General features: G+C 58.3%; 16 protein-coding genes. 10 read left to right on the forward strand and 6 right to left on the reverse strand.

Annotated elements, in window-relative coordinates; translation table 11 throughout:
- Nucleotides 1–43: 43 nt before the first annotated feature.
- The 5 genes from FHP24_RS13465 to FHP24_RS13485 all read left to right on the forward strand — a co-directional run bounded on the left by FHP24_RS13465 (nt 44) and on the right by FHP24_RS13485 (nt 5,556).
- A complete protein-coding gene (locus tag FHP24_RS13465; protein ID WP_139676695.1) occupies nt 44–1,348 on the forward strand; it encodes an ABC transporter substrate-binding protein in 1,305 nt (434 codons plus the stop codon).
- 129 nt (nt 1,349–1,477) lie between these two features.
- Nucleotides 1,478–2,365: a carbohydrate ABC transporter permease gene (locus tag FHP24_RS13470; protein WP_139676696.1), complete on the forward strand. Its 888-nt coding sequence runs from the start codon at nt 1,478–1,480 to the stop codon at nt 2,363–2,365.
- Nucleotides 2,362–3,255, forward strand: a complete 894-nt coding sequence (locus FHP24_RS13475) for a carbohydrate ABC transporter permease (RefSeq protein WP_180355990.1) — start codon at nt 2,362–2,364, stop codon at nt 3,253–3,255. Before FHP24_RS13470 ends, FHP24_RS13475 begins: the two co-directional genes overlap by 4 nt.
- 5 nt (nt 3,256–3,260) lie before the next feature.
- Nucleotides 3,261–4,484 (forward strand): AGE family epimerase/isomerase, encoded by a 1,224-nt coding sequence (locus FHP24_RS13480; RefSeq protein ID WP_139676697.1) that lies wholly within the window; start codon nt 3,261–3,263, stop codon nt 4,482–4,484.
- Between the two features lie 4 nt (nt 4,485–4,488).
- On the forward strand, nt 4,489–5,556 hold the full coding sequence (locus FHP24_RS13485) for an ABC transporter ATP-binding protein (RefSeq protein WP_139676698.1): 1,068 nt from the start codon (nt 4,489–4,491) through the stop codon (nt 5,554–5,556).
- Nucleotides 5,557–5,670: 114 nt separating this feature from the next.
- Here FHP24_RS13485 and FHP24_RS13490 read toward each other — a convergent pair whose 3' ends face one another.
- Nucleotides 5,671–6,669: a LacI family DNA-binding transcriptional regulator gene (locus tag FHP24_RS13490; RefSeq protein ID WP_139676699.1), complete on the reverse strand. Its 999-nt coding sequence runs from the start codon at nt 6,667–6,669 to the stop codon at nt 5,671–5,673.
- A 299-nt stretch (nt 6,670–6,968) separates the two neighbouring features.
- On the opposite strand from FHP24_RS13490, the gene FHP24_RS13495 reads away from it, so the two are divergent.
- The 5 genes from FHP24_RS13495 to FHP24_RS13515 all read left to right on the forward strand — a co-directional run bounded on the left by FHP24_RS13495 (nt 6,969) and on the right by FHP24_RS13515 (nt 13,286).
- The gene (locus tag FHP24_RS13495; protein WP_139676700.1) at nt 6,969–8,258 is read left to right on the forward strand and encodes an ABC transporter substrate-binding protein; all 1,290 of its coding nucleotides are present in this window, start codon (nt 6,969–6,971) and stop codon (nt 8,256–8,258) included.
- Between the two features lie 161 nt (nt 8,259–8,419).
- Nucleotides 8,420–9,301 (forward strand): carbohydrate ABC transporter permease, encoded by an 882-nt coding sequence (locus FHP24_RS13500; protein WP_139676701.1) that lies wholly within the window; start codon nt 8,420–8,422, stop codon nt 9,299–9,301.
- 12 nt (nt 9,302–9,313) lie between these two features.
- The gene (locus FHP24_RS13505; RefSeq protein ID WP_139676702.1) at nt 9,314–10,153 is read left to right on the forward strand and encodes a carbohydrate ABC transporter permease; all 840 of its coding nucleotides are present in this window, start codon (nt 9,314–9,316) and stop codon (nt 10,151–10,153) included.
- Nucleotides 10,154–10,176: 23 nt separating this feature from the next.
- Nucleotides 10,177–11,271: an ABC transporter ATP-binding protein gene (locus FHP24_RS13510; RefSeq protein WP_139676703.1), complete on the forward strand. Its 1,095-nt coding sequence runs from the start codon at nt 10,177–10,179 to the stop codon at nt 11,269–11,271.
- 74 nt (nt 11,272–11,345) lie between these two features.
- The gene (locus tag FHP24_RS13515) at nt 11,346–13,286 is read left to right on the forward strand and encodes a heparinase II/III domain-containing protein (protein ID WP_139676704.1); all 1,941 of its coding nucleotides are present in this window, start codon (nt 11,346–11,348) and stop codon (nt 13,284–13,286) included.
- Between the two features lie 54 nt (nt 13,287–13,340).
- Here the strand turns inward: FHP24_RS13515 and FHP24_RS13520 are convergent, their stop codons facing one another.
- The 5 genes from FHP24_RS13520 to FHP24_RS13540 form a co-directional block, all read right to left on the reverse strand.
- A complete protein-coding gene (locus FHP24_RS13520; protein ID WP_139676705.1) occupies nt 13,341–14,333 on the reverse strand; it encodes an SIS domain-containing protein in 993 nt (330 codons plus the stop codon).
- A gap of 29 nt (nt 14,334–14,362) precedes the next feature.
- Complete coding sequence (locus tag FHP24_RS13525; RefSeq protein ID WP_139676706.1) at nt 14,363–15,310, reverse strand: N-acetylglucosamine kinase; 948 nt, start codon at nt 15,308–15,310, stop codon at nt 14,363–14,365.
- Between the two features lie 67 nt (nt 15,311–15,377).
- A complete protein-coding gene (locus FHP24_RS13530; RefSeq protein ID WP_139676707.1) occupies nt 15,378–16,472 on the reverse strand; it encodes an ABC transporter ATP-binding protein in 1,095 nt (364 codons plus the stop codon).
- A 52-nt stretch (nt 16,473–16,524) separates the two neighbouring features.
- Nucleotides 16,525–17,403: a carbohydrate ABC transporter permease gene (locus FHP24_RS13535; protein ID WP_139676708.1), complete on the reverse strand. Its 879-nt coding sequence runs from the start codon at nt 17,401–17,403 to the stop codon at nt 16,525–16,527.
- On the reverse strand, nt 17,400–18,287 hold the full coding sequence (locus tag FHP24_RS13540; RefSeq protein ID WP_139676709.1) for a carbohydrate ABC transporter permease: 888 nt from the start codon (nt 18,285–18,287) through the stop codon (nt 17,400–17,402). Before FHP24_RS13540 ends, FHP24_RS13535 begins: the two co-directional genes overlap by 4 nt.
- Nucleotides 18,288–18,320: the final 33 nt, after the last annotated feature.

Here is an 18,320-nt window from a genome sequence, read left to right on the forward strand (position 1 = left end):
GTTGCATGAGAGTTTTTTGTTAACAACGATAAGGGAACAGGACATGAAAAACGCATCCGTAAAAACCAGAATTTCCACCCGCGCGCTGCTGCTGAGCACGGCTTTTGTCGGCACGCTGCTTTCCGGCGTCGCGTCCGCATCGGCCGAAACGCTCACCGTATGGAGCGGCTATCCTGAAATGGCGCCGTTCTACGAACATGTTGCGCAGGGTATGAAGGCGAGCCATCCCGATCTCGACGTCAAGGTCGAGGCGATTGCACTTCGCGAGCATGAAAAACGTGTTGCCCTGGGGCTTACCGGCGGTGGCCAGGATGGCGTGACGGTTATCGAATTGTCCGGTTCGACCGCGACCCGTTATCTCGAAAACGACCTGCTGCCGAAAGCCGCAGATGACGTGTCCGCGTTCGTCAAGGACGAGAAGAATTTCAGCAAGTTCTTCATCGACAGCGCAAGTTATAACGGTGCCGTCTACGGCGTGCCGCTGTTCCGCGGTCAGGGCTCGCTCTACTACAACACTGACATGTTCGCCGCTGCCGGCCTGACCACGCCGCCGAAGACCATGGACGAATATTCCGCTTATGCGGAGAAGCTGACCAAGCGGGATGCATCGGGCAAGGCGACCGTCTCTGGCTGGAGCTTGCGTCTTTCCGGCGGCGGTCAGGGTATTGCCGAGAAGTTCTGGACCAATCTGCATCAATTCGGCGGTGCAATTCTCGCTCCGGCCGGTGACGGCAAGTGGAAGCCGGATTTCGCCAATGAGGCCGGCCGCAAGGCGCTGAAGCAGTATCTGGCAAACATCTTCACAACGAAAACCGTGTCTCCTGAGATGCCGGCCGATGCCGATGCTTTCGAGCGCGGTCAGACGGCCATGTTCATCCGCGAATCCTGGGTGATCGGCGATATCGCCAAGAAGGCTCCGGACCTGAAATATGCGACTGCACCGCTGCCGAAGGGCTCAATCGCGCTGCCGACCAATCTCTATGTCGCCGGTGATGATGCCGCGATAGGCTGGGAATTCGCCAAGGCTGCCAACTCGCCGGAAAACCTTATCTGGCTGCTCCAGAATGTCGGCTGGCTGCCGAACCGTTCTGGCGTCGACTATTCCAGCGTCACAGCCAAGCAGCCCGCTTTTGCCGCCTTTGTCGATTATCCGCAGGGCTACGAATTCTTCACGCTTCCGGCGATCGGCCCGATCGAAGAAGTCCTGACGCGCGTCGCGGCTCAGCTGGTCACCGCCTTTGGTGATGCCTCTATGGCTGCAGATGACGCCAAGATCGACGCCTTCCTCAAGAAGGCGAGTGACGAAGTGGTCGCTATTCTCGATCGTGAAGGTCTTGCTGCGAAATAATCGCATCGAAGTCTCGTCATTCGTGTTTTTCCGGGGCATCGTGCAGATGATTGCCCCGGAAGACACGTCCCGAATATCCGGGTTTGATCGCATTGCGGCCGACCCCTCATGTCTACAGGCCAAGTCAGAATGCTGAAGCGCAAGAGATTCATCTTTGCGATGCTCGCGATCCTGCCGACACTGGCGATCTTTGCCTATGTGCGGCTCTATCCGATCGCGGACACGTTGAGGCTCAGCCTTTACCAGTGGAATATCCTGTCAAAGAACAAGCCATTCATCGGGCTGGCGAATTTCCGCGAACTGATGGGCGATCACTTGTTTCTCGACGCGCTGATCAATACGACGATCATCGCTTTCGGGGTTCTGGCCCTGACGATCCCGATGGCGCTCGTTATTGCCGCGCTGATCTTCCACCGGACGCGCTCAAGAATGGCGGGCTTTTACGAGACCGCCGTGTTCATTCCGCACGTCGTCTCGCTTGTGCCTGCCGCGATGGCCTGGAAGTGGATTTTCGACGCAAGGCTCGGTCCGCTCAATGCGCTCCTGGATTTCTTCGGCATTCCCATGCAGAGCTGGCTGTTCGACCCGGTTCTCTCCGTCATCTGCATCATCGTGCTCTGCTCGTGGCAGGCACTCGGTTATGCCGTGCTGATCTATCTTGTCGGCTTCAAGAACCTGCCTGTTTCGCTCTATGAGGCGGCCAAACTCGACGGCGCCTCGGGGCGCCAGAGCTTCTGGCATCTGTCTATCCCGATGCTGAAGCCGATCACCCTCTACGTCTCGGTCGTCACGCTGGTGTCCGGCTTCAATGTCTATGCGCAGGCTTTCGTGCTCGCCTCCGATGCGCAGGGTGCCCCCGGCCGGCAGGTGCGCGTTCTGGTGCTCGACATGCTGGAAAACAGCTTTCGCAATTATCGCGTCGGTTATGCGGCGTCAGAAGCGGTCGTGCTTCTGGTGATCGTGCTGGCGCTGACACTCATCCAGTTCTCGATGCTGCGGGAAAAGGGCAAGGCATGACCATGGATACCATGCGCACCATCGAGCCGACCGCGGACGAATTGGCCGAAGGCCGGCGCCTTCGCCGCAAGAAGCAGGCGACCAATCTGGCGATCGACGTTTTCCTGCTCATTGTCTCGATCATGATGTTGTTGCCGCTCGTCTTTCTGGTGGCAAATGCGTTCAAGACACCGGCGGAAATGCTCAGCTGGCCGCCGACCATCATTCCGCGTGATCCAACTATCGCGAACTTTTCGGCCGTTCTCGGCGAGACGCCTCTTCTGCGCTGGATCGGCAACAGCATCGCTTTCGCGGTCCTGTCGACCATCGCCATCGTCGCGACATCCGCAATCGCCGGTTATGTTTTCGGCAAATTCCGCTTCCGTACGATGAACATTCTGTTCGCGCTGTTTTTGGCGACAGCCATCGTGCCGTTCGAAGTCTACATGATCCCGCTCTATTTCCAGGCCAAGAGCCTCGGCATCCTGAATTCGCTCTGGGGCCTGCTGCTCGGTTATCTGGTCATGAGCTTCGGCATCTTTCTGGTGCGCCAGAATGTCATTCACTCGATCCCTGACGAGTTGCTGGAAGCAGCCCGCATCGATGGCGCTGGCGAGTTCTGGATCTTCTTCCGTATCGTTCTGCCGCTGCTGCGTGGTGCACTCGGTGCGCTCGCCGTGCTCGCCTTCTTTCAGGCATGGACCGCCTTTGCCTGGCCGATGATCGTCGCCACGACCCGGTCGAGTTATACGATCGAAGTGGGGCTGGCATTGTTCCAGACCGGCTTTACCGTCGATCTCGGCAGGCTCAGCGCCGCCTCCGCCACCGTACTCATTCCGTCGATCCTGCTGTTCGTCCTCCTGCGCCGCAACTTCGTGCAGGGCGTCGCCAGCACCGGCCTCAAGGAATGACGGTAATGACATTTTTCGATGCGGCGCGGCGGGACTATGTCGCCGCCAATGCCGGCACGCTTTACTGGATGCTGCAACGGCCGGCGCTTGGCGGAGGATTTCTCAACACCAAGCAGAACAGCCTTACACTGAAGGATTACGGTGCAGAAGATGGCCTGCGTGGTCCGGATTATACCTACGGCTGGATCCAGGGGCGCGGTCTAGAAGCCCTGGTCGGGCATGCGGAGTTCTTCGAAGAGGAACTGCCGCCGCTTGCTGAAAAGCTGGATGCCGCGGGTCGTCGTCTGTACGGTTTGCTTGTCGATCTGGAGCAGGCCGATGGCCATGCGTATTTCTGCTACGACTGCGATATGCGCCCGGTCTATGCCGACGCGTCCGGCGCGATCCGTGAGCAGCATCGGCAGGGCACGATCTACAGCTACTCGGATGCCTTTGTGGCCAAGGGGTTGGTTGCTGCCGCCAGCCGTTACGGTCTGCCTGATTTGACAGAGCATCTCGCCTATTTCGACCAGGTGATCGCCGCGATCGAAAGCGACCATTTTCAGATGGATGATCGCCGGCCTCTGTCGATCGACAGAATCGCGTTGCAGGCGGATGATTTCGGGCCGAGGATGATTCTGCTCGGGGCTGCAGGCATGTTGAAGCGCCTGGGCCACACCGGCCATCTTGACTATGCGGATCGCTTCATCGCTCACGTCATGGAACGCCATTTCGATGATGCCACCGGCCTGCTGCGCAATGTGCCGGGCGAGGATTTGTGCAATGTCGGTCATGGGATCGAGTTTGTGGGTTTCGTGCTCGATTATCTTGGCGACGATACCGATCCGACGCTGATCGAAAAGCTTGAGCGCATTCTGATCTCCTCCTTCGACAAGGGTTTTGTCGGTCCGGGCATTGCTTTGACCGTTTCGACGGCAACCGGAGAGCCGCAGAGCCCCTATTGCCCCTGGTGGTCGCTGCCTGAGACGATCCGTGCTGCGGCACTCGTTCATCTGCGCACCGGCAGTGCTGAAAGCCTGCGGGTCTGGAAGGCGGCGCATGCGGCCTTCTTTGAACACTATTGGCGCGGCAGCCCGCCGATCGCTTATCAGACGATGACGAAGGATGGGCCGGTGGATTTTGTGCCGGCCACGCCCGATCTCGATCCCGGTTATCACACCGGCCTCAGCCTGCTTGCGGCGATCCATGCCGCTGACGGATTGATGCCGAACACTCGAATTGCAAGGTGAAACAATGGCTTCCGTTGAAATCCAGAATGTCCGCAAAGCCTATGGCGACTTCGAGACCATCAAGGGTGTTTCCGTCGAAGTGCCGGATGGCGCTTTCGTCGTGCTGGTTGGCCCGTCCGGTTGCGGAAAGTCCACGCTGCTCAGAATGATCGCCGGCCTCGAGGAAATCAGCGGCGGGACGATCCGTATCGACGGCCGCATCATCAACGATGTCGAGCCGAAGAACCGCGACATTGCCATGGTATTCCAAAACTATGCGCTTTACCCGCATATGACGATCGCCGAGAACATGGGCTTCTCGCTTCGTCTCGCCAAAAAGTCGAAAGAAGAGATTGCCGAGCGTGTCAACGATGCCGCCCGTATTCTCGGCTTGACGGACTATCTTGGGCGTTATCCCAAGATGCTTTCCGGTGGCCAGCGCCAGCGCGTCGCCATGGGGCGCGCCATCGTCCGCAATCCAAAAGTCTTTCTCTTCGACGAGCCGCTGTCGAACCTCGACGCCAAGCTACGCGTGCAGATGCGCGCCGAGCTGAAGGATATCCACGCGCGCATCAAGACGACGACAGTCTACGTCACCCACGACCAGATCGAAGCCATGACCATGGCCGACAGGATCGTGGTCATGCGCGACGGCATCGTCGAGCAGGTCGGCGCCCCGCTGGATCTTTACGACAGGCCGGTCAACACCTTCGTCGCCAGCTTCATCGGCTCGCCCTCAATGAACTTCATCACCGGCAAGCTTGGCGAAGACCTCACGTCGGTGACAACTGAGAATGGTGTCCGCATGCCGCTCGGCAAGCACGCATCCGCTACGCCGGGATCCGAGGTGACCTACGGCATTCGCCCCGAACACCTGGCGATCGGGCAGGCCGGAGAGGGCATTCCGGTGACCGTCACCAATATCGAACCCACCGGCTCCGAAACATTCGTGCAGGGAACCGTGGACGGGCAGAAGATCTCGGCGCTTCTGCGCGAGCGCCTGTTCATCAAGACGGGAGAGATACTGAACCTGGCGTTTTTGCCGACCAATGGCCATGTTTTCGATACAGCGAGCGGCATTCGTATCGATTGATGGCGCTTATGGCCGCGGATTTGATATCGCCTGGAATGATTCCGTCGTGCTTGCCCTGCCCGATGTCGAAGGTTCTTACACCAGCAGTTCGTCATAAGTCCGACTGAGTGTCCTTTAGGTGAACTGGCGCTGCGTCGACTCGCGGATGATCAAGGCTGGCTCCAGCGTCAGGCCTGTTGGTTGAGGCTTGTCCTCGATCATCGCGATGATTTTCTTCATCACCACTTCACCGGTTGCCTGGCTGCAGACGTCGACCGTCGTCAGCGGCGGCGTGACGTAGCGACTGATCGGAATATTGTCGATGCCGGCAAATGCCACGTCGTCAGGAACCTTGAAGCCAAGCGAACGAGCCTCGTTCATCATGCCGATCGCGACGAGGTCATTCCAGCCGATGATCACATCTGGCCGATCCGGACGCAGCAATACACGGGCGACTGCCCGTTCGCCGGCCTCATTCGTCGGTTCATCCACGTCGAAGACAAGGAGTTCCACTCCTGCCGGTTCCAGAACCCGCCTTAATCCGCGCAGGCGATCGGCATTCGAGGATGCGCGTGAATAGCCCACATAGCCGAACCGCTTGAAACCCTGTCGGACAAGGTATTGGGCAAGCAAGGCGGCAACCTGGACACTATCCGTCCCGACAGTGAGAACGTCGTCACGTTCCGGCTGTCCGAGAAAAGCAACCGGTTTGTCGAGTTCGGCCAGCCAGTCGGTGACATCGTTGGGTATTCGCGCACTGACGATCAATCCATCCGTGCGCGGCGCCAAGGCTTCCAGCAAAGGGCGAACCGCAGCAATGCTTTCTTCCATGTCTACGACAAAGAGATTGTAGCCATTTGCCAAAGCCACGCGATTGGCGCCCTTCACGACATTCGAATAGTGAGGGTTGGCGAGGTCCATTACCGCGAGCCCAATTGCGGTCGTTCGACCGGTCACCATCGCGCGGGCCAGCGCGTTCTGGCTGTAACCCAGCGCGTCGATAGCATCGCGCAGCTTGTCTTCCACTGCCTGCGAGAATGACTGTTGTCCGTTCACATATTTCGACACCGTAGCAATTGATACGCCGGCTTTCTCCGCAACATCCCGGATGGTCGGTCTTCTTCGGCGATTCATGAAGTTAAGCGCTTTCCTTGATTTCTATTTTTTAACTGGATGGTTCGCCGAGAGCACCATGTCGATTTCGGTTATCGGCCTTTATCTCAAGAGTAACACATTATTTTCAGCGGTTTCGGTTGATCTATATCATTCTGTCGAGCCCGCAATACGGTAAAAATTGAAGTTAAACGTTTTCCTAAAAATGGAAGCGTGCTTATGAGCGCTGGGCTCAGAAGATAACGGCTCTGCCGGGGACAGTACCTTAGTCATGTTCTGGAGGCGTGCAGGGTAGATGGTAACTTTAGAGGAGGTTTTCCATGAAGAAGATAAGGGCGTTCGCGTTTGCCGCGCTGGCAAGCACGACGATGGTGTCCACGGCCTATTCAGCTGAAACAATCAATGTCTGGATGCGATACGGCGATGCCGAACGGCCGACGATCGCACGCATCGTCGATGGCTTTACGGCCAAGACAGGCATCAAGGTGGATCTGTTTCTCGCCAATATCGACTTTGAAACTCGACTAACCCGCGCCGCAGCGGGTGGCAGTCTGCCTGACCTGGTCGTCAACGACGCCACCTTCATGGGCCAGTTGCTCGACATGGGTGTCGTCAAGCAGATCGACCGCGCTGCGCTCAAGGGAGGAGATGAACTTCACGATGTCGCCTGGAATAGCGTTCAGGCCGCCGATGGAAATTATTACGGCGTCCCGACGTCGGCCCAGGCGTTTGCGGTCTTCATCCGCAAGGATTGGCGCGAGAAACTCGGCTACGATGTCCCCAAAACCTGGGAGGATCTCTACAATCTGGCGAAAGCCTTTACGGAAAAGGATCCTGACGGCAACGGGAGGAAGGATACCTACGGTTATGTCATGCCGCTTTCGGGCACGCGTGGTTATGCATCCTGGTTCATGTCCGATCTGATCTGGCAGGCGGGAGGTGATTTTCTAGAGCAGAAGGGTGACGCCTATGTTTCATCCATGGCAACGCCGGCAGTCGAAAAGGCGGTGACCTTCGCCCGCAAGATGATCTGCGACGGTTATGCACAGCCCGCTGCAATCACGTCGACGACCGGCGACACACTGCCTGTTTTCGTGTCGGGACAAGGCGGGATCTTCCGCTCCGGACCTTACCACATCGCAGCGTTCACGCGCGAACCGGGACGTGACAAGTTCGAGGTCGTCGCCCCTCCATCCGGACCGGCCGGTGAGGCCGAACTGGCAGAAGGGGAGGCCGCTTTCATCATGGCTTCGACCAAGCACGAGACGGAGGCAAAACAGTTCATCGAATATCTGGTCTCGCAAACGGGACAGGAAACCGGCATGGCCGCCGGCACCAGCGACAACGCCATTGTCCGGCTCTCGGTCAACAAGAACGTCGATGTGAAAAAGGTCCAGCCCGACCCTGCCTGGGGCACCTTTGCCGATCTCTATGCCACGAATGCACGATATTTCCCGCGCGTGCCGAACTGGAAGCCGATCCGTCAGGTTGCCGCCGATGGTCTCAATCAAGTCCTTTCCAGCTGCAATTCGGACATCATGTCCGGGCTCGAAGCCACCGATAAGGCTATCAATGCGGAACTGAAAATTCAGGGGGTATTGGCCCAATAGTCCTGCCGCAAAGCTTGGCGCCGCGCAGCCATCTCTTCCGCCACGCGGCGCCAACCGGCAGAATCCTGTCGACGAATTTCCCTCAGTAAAAAGTCGCAATTTTATCGCCCGAGCGTCGTCTGACGCCCGCCAGCATATTCTGGTGCCAAGCGGAGGAACACATGTGGTTTCACTCTAAACGCCTGAGATGGACCATTCCTTGGTTATTTCTGGCCCCGGCTCTGATCGTCTTCACCTGGTTCAAGTTCGTGCCCATCATCAGAGGGCTGGTCATGAGCTTCTATAAGGTGAGGTTCTCCGGGTCGGATCAATGGGTCGGCCTTGCCAATTTCGAGCGCGCCTTTTCCGATAGCGCCCTGCATGCCGCAACATTGAATACGCTTATCTATGTCGTCTCGACGACGATCGCAGGCGGCGTATTATCCTTCGCCGTGGCCATGGCGCTCGAAGGCCAGGCCCGTCATATACGTATTATCCGTACTGCGATCTTCATTCCGGCGGTCACCTCGATTGCAGTTCTGGCGGAAATCTGGCGCATCCTGTTCTATCCGGGTGCAACGGGCGTCGTGAACCAGATGCTCGGCGTTTTCGCGATCGCTCCGCAAGGCTTTATGTCCGATCCCGATCAGGCACTCTTCATCGTCATTCTGCTGCAGATCTGGAAGAACGTTCCTTACAACATGGTGATCTTCATCGCCGGTCTCGCGAGCATTAACCGCGAGCTTTACGATGCCGCATCCGTCGACGGCGCAAGCGCGTTACGCAAGCTCTGGCACGTCACCATTCCGGGTCTCGTTCCGGCATTTTCCGTGGTCATCATGCTGTCGCTCATTCGCGGTTTTCGCGTCTTCACCGAGGTCTACACCACGACCGGCGGCGGACCCGCTGACGCAACCGAAGTGATCATGACCAATATCTTCAAAACCGGTTTCGAGCGCTTCGATTACGGCTATGCCGCAGCGGTTTCATTCCTGCTGTTCGCCTTCACCGTGTGCCTGACCATCGTGCATGTCACCGTGAAGAACCGTATCGATCGGACCTGAGGAGAGCATCCGATGAAAATGACAATCCCGCAACGCATTGCCCGCGGTCTGGTCTATGCCTTGTTGCTCATCGTCTTCTGCGGTCCCTTCTGGGGGATCGTGGCGACCGCCTTCACCAAGAATACAGTTCAGCCGGGCCAGCTTGTCCTGTGGCCGAGCAATCCGACTTTCGATCACTTCATCTACGCCTGGACGGAAGTCAAAATCTGGATCTACCTCTTCAACTCGCTGTTCGTCGTCGCGATTGCGACGGTGCTGCAGACGCTTGTGAGCGCTCTGGCTGCCTATGCGCTGGCACGAAAGAAGTTTCGTGGCGCAGCCATCGTCAGCCTTGCGATCATCTCGACAATGATGCTGCCCGATGAGGTCATCGCGATCCCGCTTTATCTCATTCTGCATGCGGAACTGCCTCTCCTGCACACATCGATCTACAATACCTATGCGGCCATGATCCTTCCGGTCGTCGGTTGGGCCTTCTCCGTCTTCCTTCTGACGGAATTCATGAAAGCGATCCCGCGCGACCTCGAGGATGCAGCACGCGTCGACGGGGCGAACGAATTGCAGATCTTCTGGCGCGTGGTGCTGCCGCTCGTCAGACCGGCGCTCGGCACGGCAACCATCTTCGGTTTCCTGATGATCTGGGATCAGTACCTTCTGCCCCTGATCGCCGTCGACGACCGCAATCTCTACACGATTCCCGTCGTTCTGCGCTCTTTGCGTGTCGACGAAGTGCTGCAGCAAAACATCTTCATCGCCGTCACGGTCATCGCCACGGTGCCCTGCATCGTCGTCTATCTCCTGCTTCAAAAACAGTTCAATCGCGGGCTGATGTCCGGCGCGGTCAAGGGCTGAAGCGAAAGGTTCGGGTGAAAAAAATGGGTTCAGTAAGCCTTCACAATATCAACAAGTCCTTCAAAGCCGTCGATGTGATCCATGACGTGGCTCTCGAAATCGAGGACGGAGAGTTCTGCGTCCTGATCGGCCCCTCCGGATCGGGGAAATCCACCCTGCTTCGGATTATTGCCGGTCTGGAAGAGGTTACGACCGGGACCGTGTCGATCAACGGCAAGGATGTTACAGAGCTGCCTCCCAAGCAGCGCGATATCGCAATGGTGTTCCAGACCTATGCGCTCTATCCGCAGATGACGGTCGCTGAAAACATGGGGTTCGCGTTGAAGCTGGCGGGAATGCCGAAAGCGCAAATCGCCGAAAAGGTCAGGCAGACGGCGCGTATGCTGGAGCTTGAGCCGCTGCTTGAGCGCCTGCCAAAGGCTTTGTCCGGCGGCCAGCGGCAACGTGTCTCGATGGGCCGCGCGATCGTGCGTGACCCTTCCGTCTTTCTGTTCGATGAACCTCTGTCGAACCTCGACGCCAAGCTTCGTGTCCAGGTGCGTGGCGAAATCGCCGACTTGCACCGGCGTCTCGGCACGACGTCGATCTATGTCACGCATGACCAGGTCGAAGCCATGACGCTCGGCCAGAAGATCGTCGTCCTCAGGGATGGGCGGGTCGAACAGGCGGGGCCACCGCTGACGCTTTATAACGACCCGATAAACACGTTCGTCGCAAGCTTCCTGGGCACGCCATCAATCAATCTGATCGAGGCGTGCGTGGAGATGCGCGGCGGCGAAGCAGCCGCGCGCCTGCCGGATGGAGCACTGCTGCCACTTGGTTCGGGCCATGATTGTAGGGAAGGTCAAGCGATCCTCTACGGCATACGGCCGGAGCATGTCGGCATCGTCGCGGGCGGGCAGGAGGGCGGTATCACCGCCACTATTCATGCCGTCGAAAATACCGGCTCGGATATGGTGATCCTCTCGGATGCTCAGGGTTTCCGCGTTTCTGCCGCCTTCAAGGAACAGCGGCCGCTGGAGCCGGGGCAAACGGTTACACTCATACCGGACCATTCCAAGGTGCGTGTATTCGATGCCGGGAGCGGAAAACGCATCCGCCGCCACGAAAACAGCTGAACCTCCAGAAATAACGGAAGTGGCGCGCCGGCCGGCTTCACGGCCGGTGGTGCTCCCCGAATGGGAAGATTGAAATGTTCAAAGATGCGATGAAGATCGAAAAACTCCTCAAGGGGTTGTCCGAAAACCGAGATTGGAAGCCGTTTCCCGGTATTCAGGACCGTTCTCAATGGAAAGCGGCAGCTGGTGATCCGCATCTGCAGGTCGCGGCGCAGGCCATAGTTGCCGTCGCGGATTTACTACTCGATCAGCAGATCGACCCTTTGACCGGCACCATGTACATGAATTTCATGACGAATGGAGATCGGCTTCTTTATGAAGAGAACTACTTTCGCCGCCGCTATGAACTTTCCCATCTCGTCATCGCCGAATGCCTGAAAGCCGACGGAACCTATCTTCCAAAAATCATCGATTATCTCTGGGAAATCCTTGGCGAAATCAGCTGGTGCGTTCCCGCCCATAATTTTGCCGGGCAGCATGACATGGTTATGTTCAAGCAATCCAATCCCTGGAAGCAAGACGATCCGCTTCCTGTTCCCGGAGACGACTATCTCGACCTTTTCGCCTGCGAAACAGCCGCGACGCTGGCCGAGACTTGCTATCTCCTGAAACACACCCTGCTCGAAACCGTGCCTTCGCTTTACTATCGCATCCAGGGCGAAATCGACCGTCGTACGCTGCGGCTTCTCGAAGGCCCCAAGCATTACGGCTGGTACCTCGGTCGGAACAACTGGACGGCATGGTGCGCCCACAATCTGCTTCTGGCCGCTTGCTATACCGTCGAGGATGACCAACGTCTGGCTGCCATCGCTCTGAAGCTGATGGTGCCGATGCAGCGTTTTTTCGATACGATCGAACCTTCCGGGGCCTGCATCGAAGGTCCTGGTTACTGGGTCGTCAGTGCCGGTCGGCTCGCCGGCTTTGTCAGCCTCGTCGAGGAACGCTTCGGTATCGATCTGAAAGCAGGGGACAATGAGAAGTTCCGTAATTTCGGAGAGCATATCCTGCCGCTCAATATCGGCGGCAATCTCTTCGTGAACTTCGCGGACGGCAGTCTCAAGATCGATCTCGATCAGGGGCTGTTGAGCCGCTATGCCAGCCTTATCGGCTCCGACCAGCTTTCTGACCTGATCGGTGACGACATTGCCCGATCGGCCAGGCACAAGCTGGCAAATCCGGGTAGAGGCCGGGGCAGGAACGACTATGCCCGCCAGTTTCTGGTTCATTTGACACGGTTGTTTTTCTGGACGCCGGAAAACAGAAAGAGCGCCACAAGAACCTGCGAAAAGAGCGTCTGGCTTGCCGACATGCAGATGATGATTGCCCGCTCCGACGAGAAGCCTGGGGCCGGTCTGATGCTGAGTGCAATCGCCGGCAGCAACGATCCTGAGGTCAATCATCACTCGCACAACGATGTCGGGCATTTCAGTGTCTATCTGGACGGTGAGCCGATGATCATCGATCTGGGGCAGGGGGCTTATTCGCGCGCAACCTTCACCGAGACCCGATATGACATGTGGCATATCAGTTCTAAGGGGCACAATGTTCCCGCCGTCAACGGCCGGCTTCAATTCGCGGGAAAAGGCGCACAGGCGCGTGATGTCAGCTATCGGCACGAGGGCGCCAAAAGCGTTCTGTCGCTTGACGCCAGTCCCGCCTATTTCAGCGATCGCGGGTCGCGGCACATGGTCCGGCACATAGGCTTCGACCATGAGAAGGCTGAAATCGAGATCCGCGACGAGATCGATCTGGGCGAACCGTTATCCCGATTTGAGCTGCCGATTTATGTGTCCGATCGCAAAATAACGGTCGGGGCAGACGGGGCGTGCCGGATCTATGGAAAGGACCGTGTCATGGTTGTTACCCCGTTCAATCTCCGGGTTACCGGCATCGAACAGATCGAGATTTCAGATCCGCGTCATCTCGAAGTTTGGGGCCCGCGCGTGTTCAAAATCGGCTTCGAGGCGGTTGATCTTGAAACGGCAGCTTTCGGTCTTTCAATTGAGATCGACTGAAAAGCCGCCGCGATCATGAGCGCCCGCCCAAGCTTCGGGCGGGCGTGGAACCCATCAGGCCGCCTTGATTTTGGTGTCCGTTTGCGGATAGCGGAACTTGGTATCCGTAAGGCCGGCGGCGTCGGACAGCTGGGCGGCGAAAAGCTGCGCCGTCAGAATGTCGAGGATTGCGCGAGCGATGCGGTTTTCCTGCTCGGGTACGCGCATGACGGTGAGGAGCGAGCCGTCCTGAATATCGGGATTTGCCGTGACCAGGAGCACCGGGCAACCGATTTCCTCAAGCTGGCGCGCCATCTGCAGTTCACGTCCATCGCCGAACACCACGACGCCGGTTCTGCCATCCATGGATTCCATCGGTCCATGCAGATAATGGCGGGTTTCTGACGGACCTGCTGGAATACGGGATGCTTCACGGATCAGGAGTGATGCGCCGTCAGCGGTCCCGAGCGACGCGCCTGCGCCGACGCAATCGATGGCACGGCGGTCACGGAAAAGCTCGCCAAGCCTCTCCATCTTCTTGCCGGCATTCGACAGCACTTCGGCCGCGAGCTGAGGGATTGCGTTCCAGTCTGCGGTGGTGCCTCCGCAGATTTTATCCACAACCAGTCCCGCAACCGCGAGGGTGCCGGTATAACCGGTGCTCGACGGCGTGGCGTCGGAGCCGTTATTGATCATGACATGCGTGCCGGACGCTTTTGCCAGCGGGCTTTCAGGATCCTTGGTGATGGCAAGTTTTGCCGCCTTGGGATTGGCATTCAGCGCATCGACCGTTTCGACGCTGCGGCCACGGTGGGAAAGCGCGATGACCGCGTCGGCGACGTCGCCTCCCATCATCTCGACCTGGCGTAGCGGAATTGCCCGGCGGCCACGGCGCGTCAGTTCGCCGGCGACTACCGTTGCTGCGGCATAACTTGCGCCGATGCCGGTGATCCCGATCAGGCCCGAGTTGAAGGCGGTGAGGTCGAGATCCTGGAGCTCTACGCCGGCTGCGGAAAAACTGTCGGCAAGCGATTCCGGCTGCCGTGCGATTGTGGATCGATAGCTCATGAATGGTCCTTTCGGTATATCTGCGGGGTTCAGGAAGAAGAGGAAACGGGATTTCTTGCATTTGCCGCAGTGGGATTGAGGCGAGCCGCCAGACGGCAGGCACCTTCAACGGGCGGCCCGGCAAACAATCTGGCGGTCACACTGCCGGCAAAGCGATTGCCGATCTGTTCGCAAAAGGCGCTCCACAACATCGGTTGGGACGCGATGACGCTTCCGCCGGCCACGACGGTCGTCGCCGCGGCTCCATTCTGTTTCAGCCGTGCGACCAGATCCGCAAGTTCCTTGGCGCCGTCGCGCACCACCTGCCGGGCAAGAAGCGAACCGGCTTCAGCCGCTTCGAATATGATATGGGCATGTCGACCGAGCTGCGCGGCGCTTCCGCTCCTGCCGATCGCACTGCCGATACGCGCCGCCGATTTGATGTCGAGGGCTTCGAAGAGACGTTGGACCAAGGGCTCGTCGGGTATGCCGCCATAGTCGAGATGCAGGGCAACCGCTCTGGCCGCCTCGCGCATCAGGCCGGAGGCACTTCCCTCGTCACCGATGACCCATCCCCAGCCACCGGCCACCAGCATGCGGCCATCGGGATTGCGGCAGACCGCGATCGAGCCGGTGCCAGCAACCACACCGATGCCATCGGTCAGATCGAAGGCTGCCGGTAAAAGCTCGGCGTCGTTGACGACCTGGACCGGAAAATTCACCCGCTCGGCAAATGCCGCCTGGAACGCATTGCATTCCTCGGCATCGTCGCACCCATGTGCGCCAACGGCCATCGAGGCGATGGTCGTACCCCCGGAAAATTGCTCGACGATAGCAAGCAATGCGCCGGCGTCGCTTGCCCAGTCGCGAACTCGCCATTCGACGGTCGGCAGAATGAGGTCCTGTGCGGTCCCGTCAGGCAGATAGCGCCTGAGGTGAGTCTTGGTCCCGCCAATATCAATGCCGATTTCAGTTGCGATCTTCTTCGAGGTCTTCATGGCATGTCTCTTTCTGCGATCCTGCGCAGCATGTCTGTCGTGCAGGCGCTCTTTACGGAGCGCGTTCTTAATGCGCCGGCCGGATGCGTTGGCCGGCCTCGTCGAAGACCATTAGCCCCTTGATATCGATCACGGCGGAGCACTCGTCCGAGCCGGCATAACGCTTGCCAGTGCTGCGAATGACCATTCGCTCGCCGCTCGCGAGGTCGGTGTGGATATGACTGACGTCACCGAGCTCTTCGACGAAGGCCACTTTCGCGGGGAGCGAAACCTGGCCTGCCTTTCCATTGACGAAGCCGACGTGCTCGGTGCGTATGCCGAGCTTGATCTTGCGGAACGTGGGGTCGAAGCCGGTAAAGGGAATTTCGAAACGGCCTTCGCCGCCGACGCCATCGACCAGAATTGCGTCCTTCGATGTGGAGACGACGTTCGCCTTCATGAAATTCATCCGCGGCGAGCCGACAAAGCCTGCGACGAATTCATTGTCCGGATCGTCATAGAGATCGAGCGGCCGGCCGCATTGCTGGATCACGCCGCCGTTCATCACGACCATCTTGTCAGCCAGCGTCATCGCCTCGACCTGGTCATGGGTCACATAGATCATCGTCGTCTTCAGCTTCGCATGAAGCTGGATCAGTTCGGCGCGCATCTGGACGCGCAATTCCGTGTCGAGGTTGGAGAGCGGCTCGTCGAAGAGAAACACCTTTGGTTCGCGCACGATGGCGCGACCGATAGCGACACGCTGTTTCTGGCCGCCGGAAAGCTCGCCGGGGCGGCGTTCGAGCAAATGTTCGAGACGCAGGATATTTGCGGCCTTTTCCACTTTTTCGCGGATTACGCCCTTGTTCTCCTTGGCGATCTTCAGGCTGAAGGCCATGTTCTCGAACGCTGTCATATGCGGATAGAGCGCGTAGGACTGGAACACCATGGCGACGCCGCGATGGGCCGGATCGACCGTATTCATCGCCTTGCCGTCAAGACGGATGTGGCCCGCGCCGATCTCTTCCAGCCCGGAGATCATGCGCAGCAGGGTAGACTTGCCGCAGCCGGATGGCCCGACGAAGACGACGAATTCACCCGATGAGATGTCGAGATTGACGTTGCGCAGCACGTCTGTCTTGCCGAACGATTTCGATACGTTGACGATTTCAAGCTGAGCCATTTTCAAACCCTTGAGACTGTGTGTTGCAGGGGACCGGTGCGCATGCCCGACCTCAGCCCTTCGTGCCGGACATGGCAATGCCCTCGACGATCTTGCGCTGGAAGATCAGGAAGAAGACCAGCGGCGGCAGTGCTGCCAGCAGGTTTGCCGTCATGACCACGTCGACCGTCTGGTGGGAGTAGGGGGAATTGAACAGGCCCACCACCTGACCGACGGTGTAGAGTTCCGGATTGGGCGCCACGATCAGCGGCCAGATGAAATTGCCCCAGGTCTTCATGAAGGTCAGGATTGCCAGCGTCACGAGCGCATTCTTCGACAGAGGCAGTGCAATATAGCGGTAAAGCTGAAAGTGGCTGGCGCCGTCGAGGCGGGCTGCCTCCAGCATCTCTTTCGGCAATGTCTTCATGAACTGGATCAGCATGAAGAGACCGAAGGCGGATGCCAGGCCGGGGACGACCAACCCCTGCATCGTGTTCAGCCAGCCGATTTCAGCTGTCAGCAGGTAGGTCGGAATGATGGTGACGGCAGTCGGCACCATCAGCGACAGCATGACGACCGCAAACATCAGGCGCTTGCCGGGAAAGTTGAACAGCGCGAACTCGAAGGCTGCCATCGAACCGATCAGCAGCACGCCGACGATGGTCAGCAGGCTGTAGGTTATCGAAACATAGTAGGCTTTCAGGTAGTCGGTTTCGCGCATGATCATCATGATCTTGCCGAAGCCGGCACTGAACGACGTCGGGTAAAGCCTCGGGTTGAGCGAGACCGGGGTACCGGGTTCGGAAAAGACGACGTTGATCATCCACCAGATCGGGAATACGGCAACGATGGCCACGCAGATGGCAACAACCCATTTCAGCACTGCCCAGGGGGAAATCGTCAGGGCGATCGACCGGGTGGCAGGCGCTTCGGCAATAGCGTCGATGGTCATTGATCATACCCTTTCCTGCGAAAGACGAACATTGCGGCGGTGAACAGAATAATGATCGCCGTCAGGATGAAGCCGTAGGCAGAGGCCTGGCCGAACTTGAGCGCACCGAAACCGCGCCCCATCATGTCCATGACCGGGAAAAGCAGCGCATTGGAGCGGCCGCCATAGCTGGCGAACGAAGAGCCAGTGAGCAGCCACGGCACGTCGAAAACCTGCAGTGCGGAGATTACGCCATAGGTCGCGACGAAAAAAAGCACCGGATAGAGCATCGGCACCGTCACGTAGCGGACCTGCTGAAGCGGGCTGGCTCCATCCAGGCGTGCGGCTTCATAGACGTCGGTCGGGATATTCTTCAATCCGGCAAGTATGATCACCATGTTGAAGCCTGCGGATACCCATACATCGACGGCAATCAGCGCGTAGAGCATGCTGCCCGTGTCGTTGAGAAAGCTCACGGAGGGAAGTCCGAACCAGCCGAGCAGCATGTTCAGCAAACCGAAGTTCGGCGTGTAGATCCAGCGCCAGACGGTCGCTGCAAGGAATGCCGGAAGCACGACCGGCATGAAGAAGGCGCTGCGGAAGATGTTCGACCATGTGCCCTTGAAGCTGTCTACCAGCAGGGCAAGACAGAATGCGACGAAGATACCGAGCGGTACGGTGATGACGATGTAGGTTGCGAGGTTCCACATCGCCTTTTTGAAATCGCGCGAGGTGATGATCCGCGTGTAATTGTCGATGCCGACAAAGCGGGCGGTCGTCGTCGCGTTCCAGTCGTGGAAACTGTAAAAGAAGCCGCTGGCAATCGGGTAAAGAAAAAAGACGGCAAACAGCAACATGAATGGCAGGACCATCATGTAATGGGGGATGTGTTTCTTGGCGATCATCGGGGCACCTCGCTGAACCAGGCATGGCCGACC

It is taken from the genome of Aliirhizobium smilacinae (genome assembly GCF_006335145.1).
GTDB lineage: Bacteria > Pseudomonadota > Alphaproteobacteria > Rhizobiales > Rhizobiaceae > Neorhizobium > Neorhizobium smilacinae.

Excerpts from the sequence above, each read along its gene's own strand:
- FHP24_RS13465 (WP_139676695.1), top strand. The coding sequence starts at position 44 with ATGAAAAACGCATCCGTAAAAACCAGAATTTCCACCCGCGCGCTGCTG.
- FHP24_RS13470 (WP_139676696.1), top strand. The coding sequence starts at position 1,478 with ATGCTGAAGCGCAAGAGATTCATCTTTGCGATGCTCGCGATCCTGCCG.
- FHP24_RS13475 (WP_180355990.1), top strand. The coding sequence starts at position 2,362 with ATGACCATGGATACCATGCGCACCATCGAGCCGACCGCGGACGAATTG.
- FHP24_RS13480 (WP_139676697.1), top strand. The coding sequence starts at position 3,261 with ATGACATTTTTCGATGCGGCGCGGCGGGACTATGTCGCCGCCAATGCC.
- FHP24_RS13485 (WP_139676698.1), top strand. The coding sequence starts at position 4,489 with ATGGCTTCCGTTGAAATCCAGAATGTCCGCAAAGCCTATGGCGACTTC.
- FHP24_RS13490 (WP_139676699.1), bottom strand. The coding sequence starts at position 6,669 with ATGAATCGCCGAAGAAGACCGACCATCCGGGATGTTGCGGAGAAAGCC.
- FHP24_RS13495 (WP_139676700.1), top strand. The coding sequence starts at position 6,969 with ATGAAGAAGATAAGGGCGTTCGCGTTTGCCGCGCTGGCAAGCACGACG.
- FHP24_RS13500 (WP_139676701.1), top strand. The coding sequence starts at position 8,420 with ATGTGGTTTCACTCTAAACGCCTGAGATGGACCATTCCTTGGTTATTT.
- FHP24_RS13505 (WP_139676702.1), top strand. The coding sequence starts at position 9,314 with ATGAAAATGACAATCCCGCAACGCATTGCCCGCGGTCTGGTCTATGCC.
- FHP24_RS13510 (WP_139676703.1), top strand. The coding sequence starts at position 10,177 with ATGGGTTCAGTAAGCCTTCACAATATCAACAAGTCCTTCAAAGCCGTC.
- FHP24_RS13515 (WP_139676704.1), top strand. The coding sequence starts at position 11,346 with ATGTTCAAAGATGCGATGAAGATCGAAAAACTCCTCAAGGGGTTGTCC.
- FHP24_RS13520 (WP_139676705.1), bottom strand. The coding sequence starts at position 14,333 with ATGAGCTATCGATCCACAATCGCACGGCAGCCGGAATCGCTTGCCGAC.
- FHP24_RS13525 (WP_139676706.1), bottom strand. The coding sequence starts at position 15,310 with ATGAAGACCTCGAAGAAGATCGCAACTGAAATCGGCATTGATATTGGC.
- FHP24_RS13530 (WP_139676707.1), bottom strand. The coding sequence starts at position 16,472 with ATGGCTCAGCTTGAAATCGTCAACGTATCGAAATCGTTCGGCAAGACA.
- FHP24_RS13535 (WP_139676708.1), bottom strand. The coding sequence starts at position 17,403 with ATGACCATCGACGCTATTGCCGAAGCGCCTGCCACCCGGTCGATCGCC.
- FHP24_RS13540 (WP_139676709.1), bottom strand. The coding sequence starts at position 18,287 with ATGATCGCCAAGAAACACATCCCCCATTACATGATGGTCCTGCCATTC.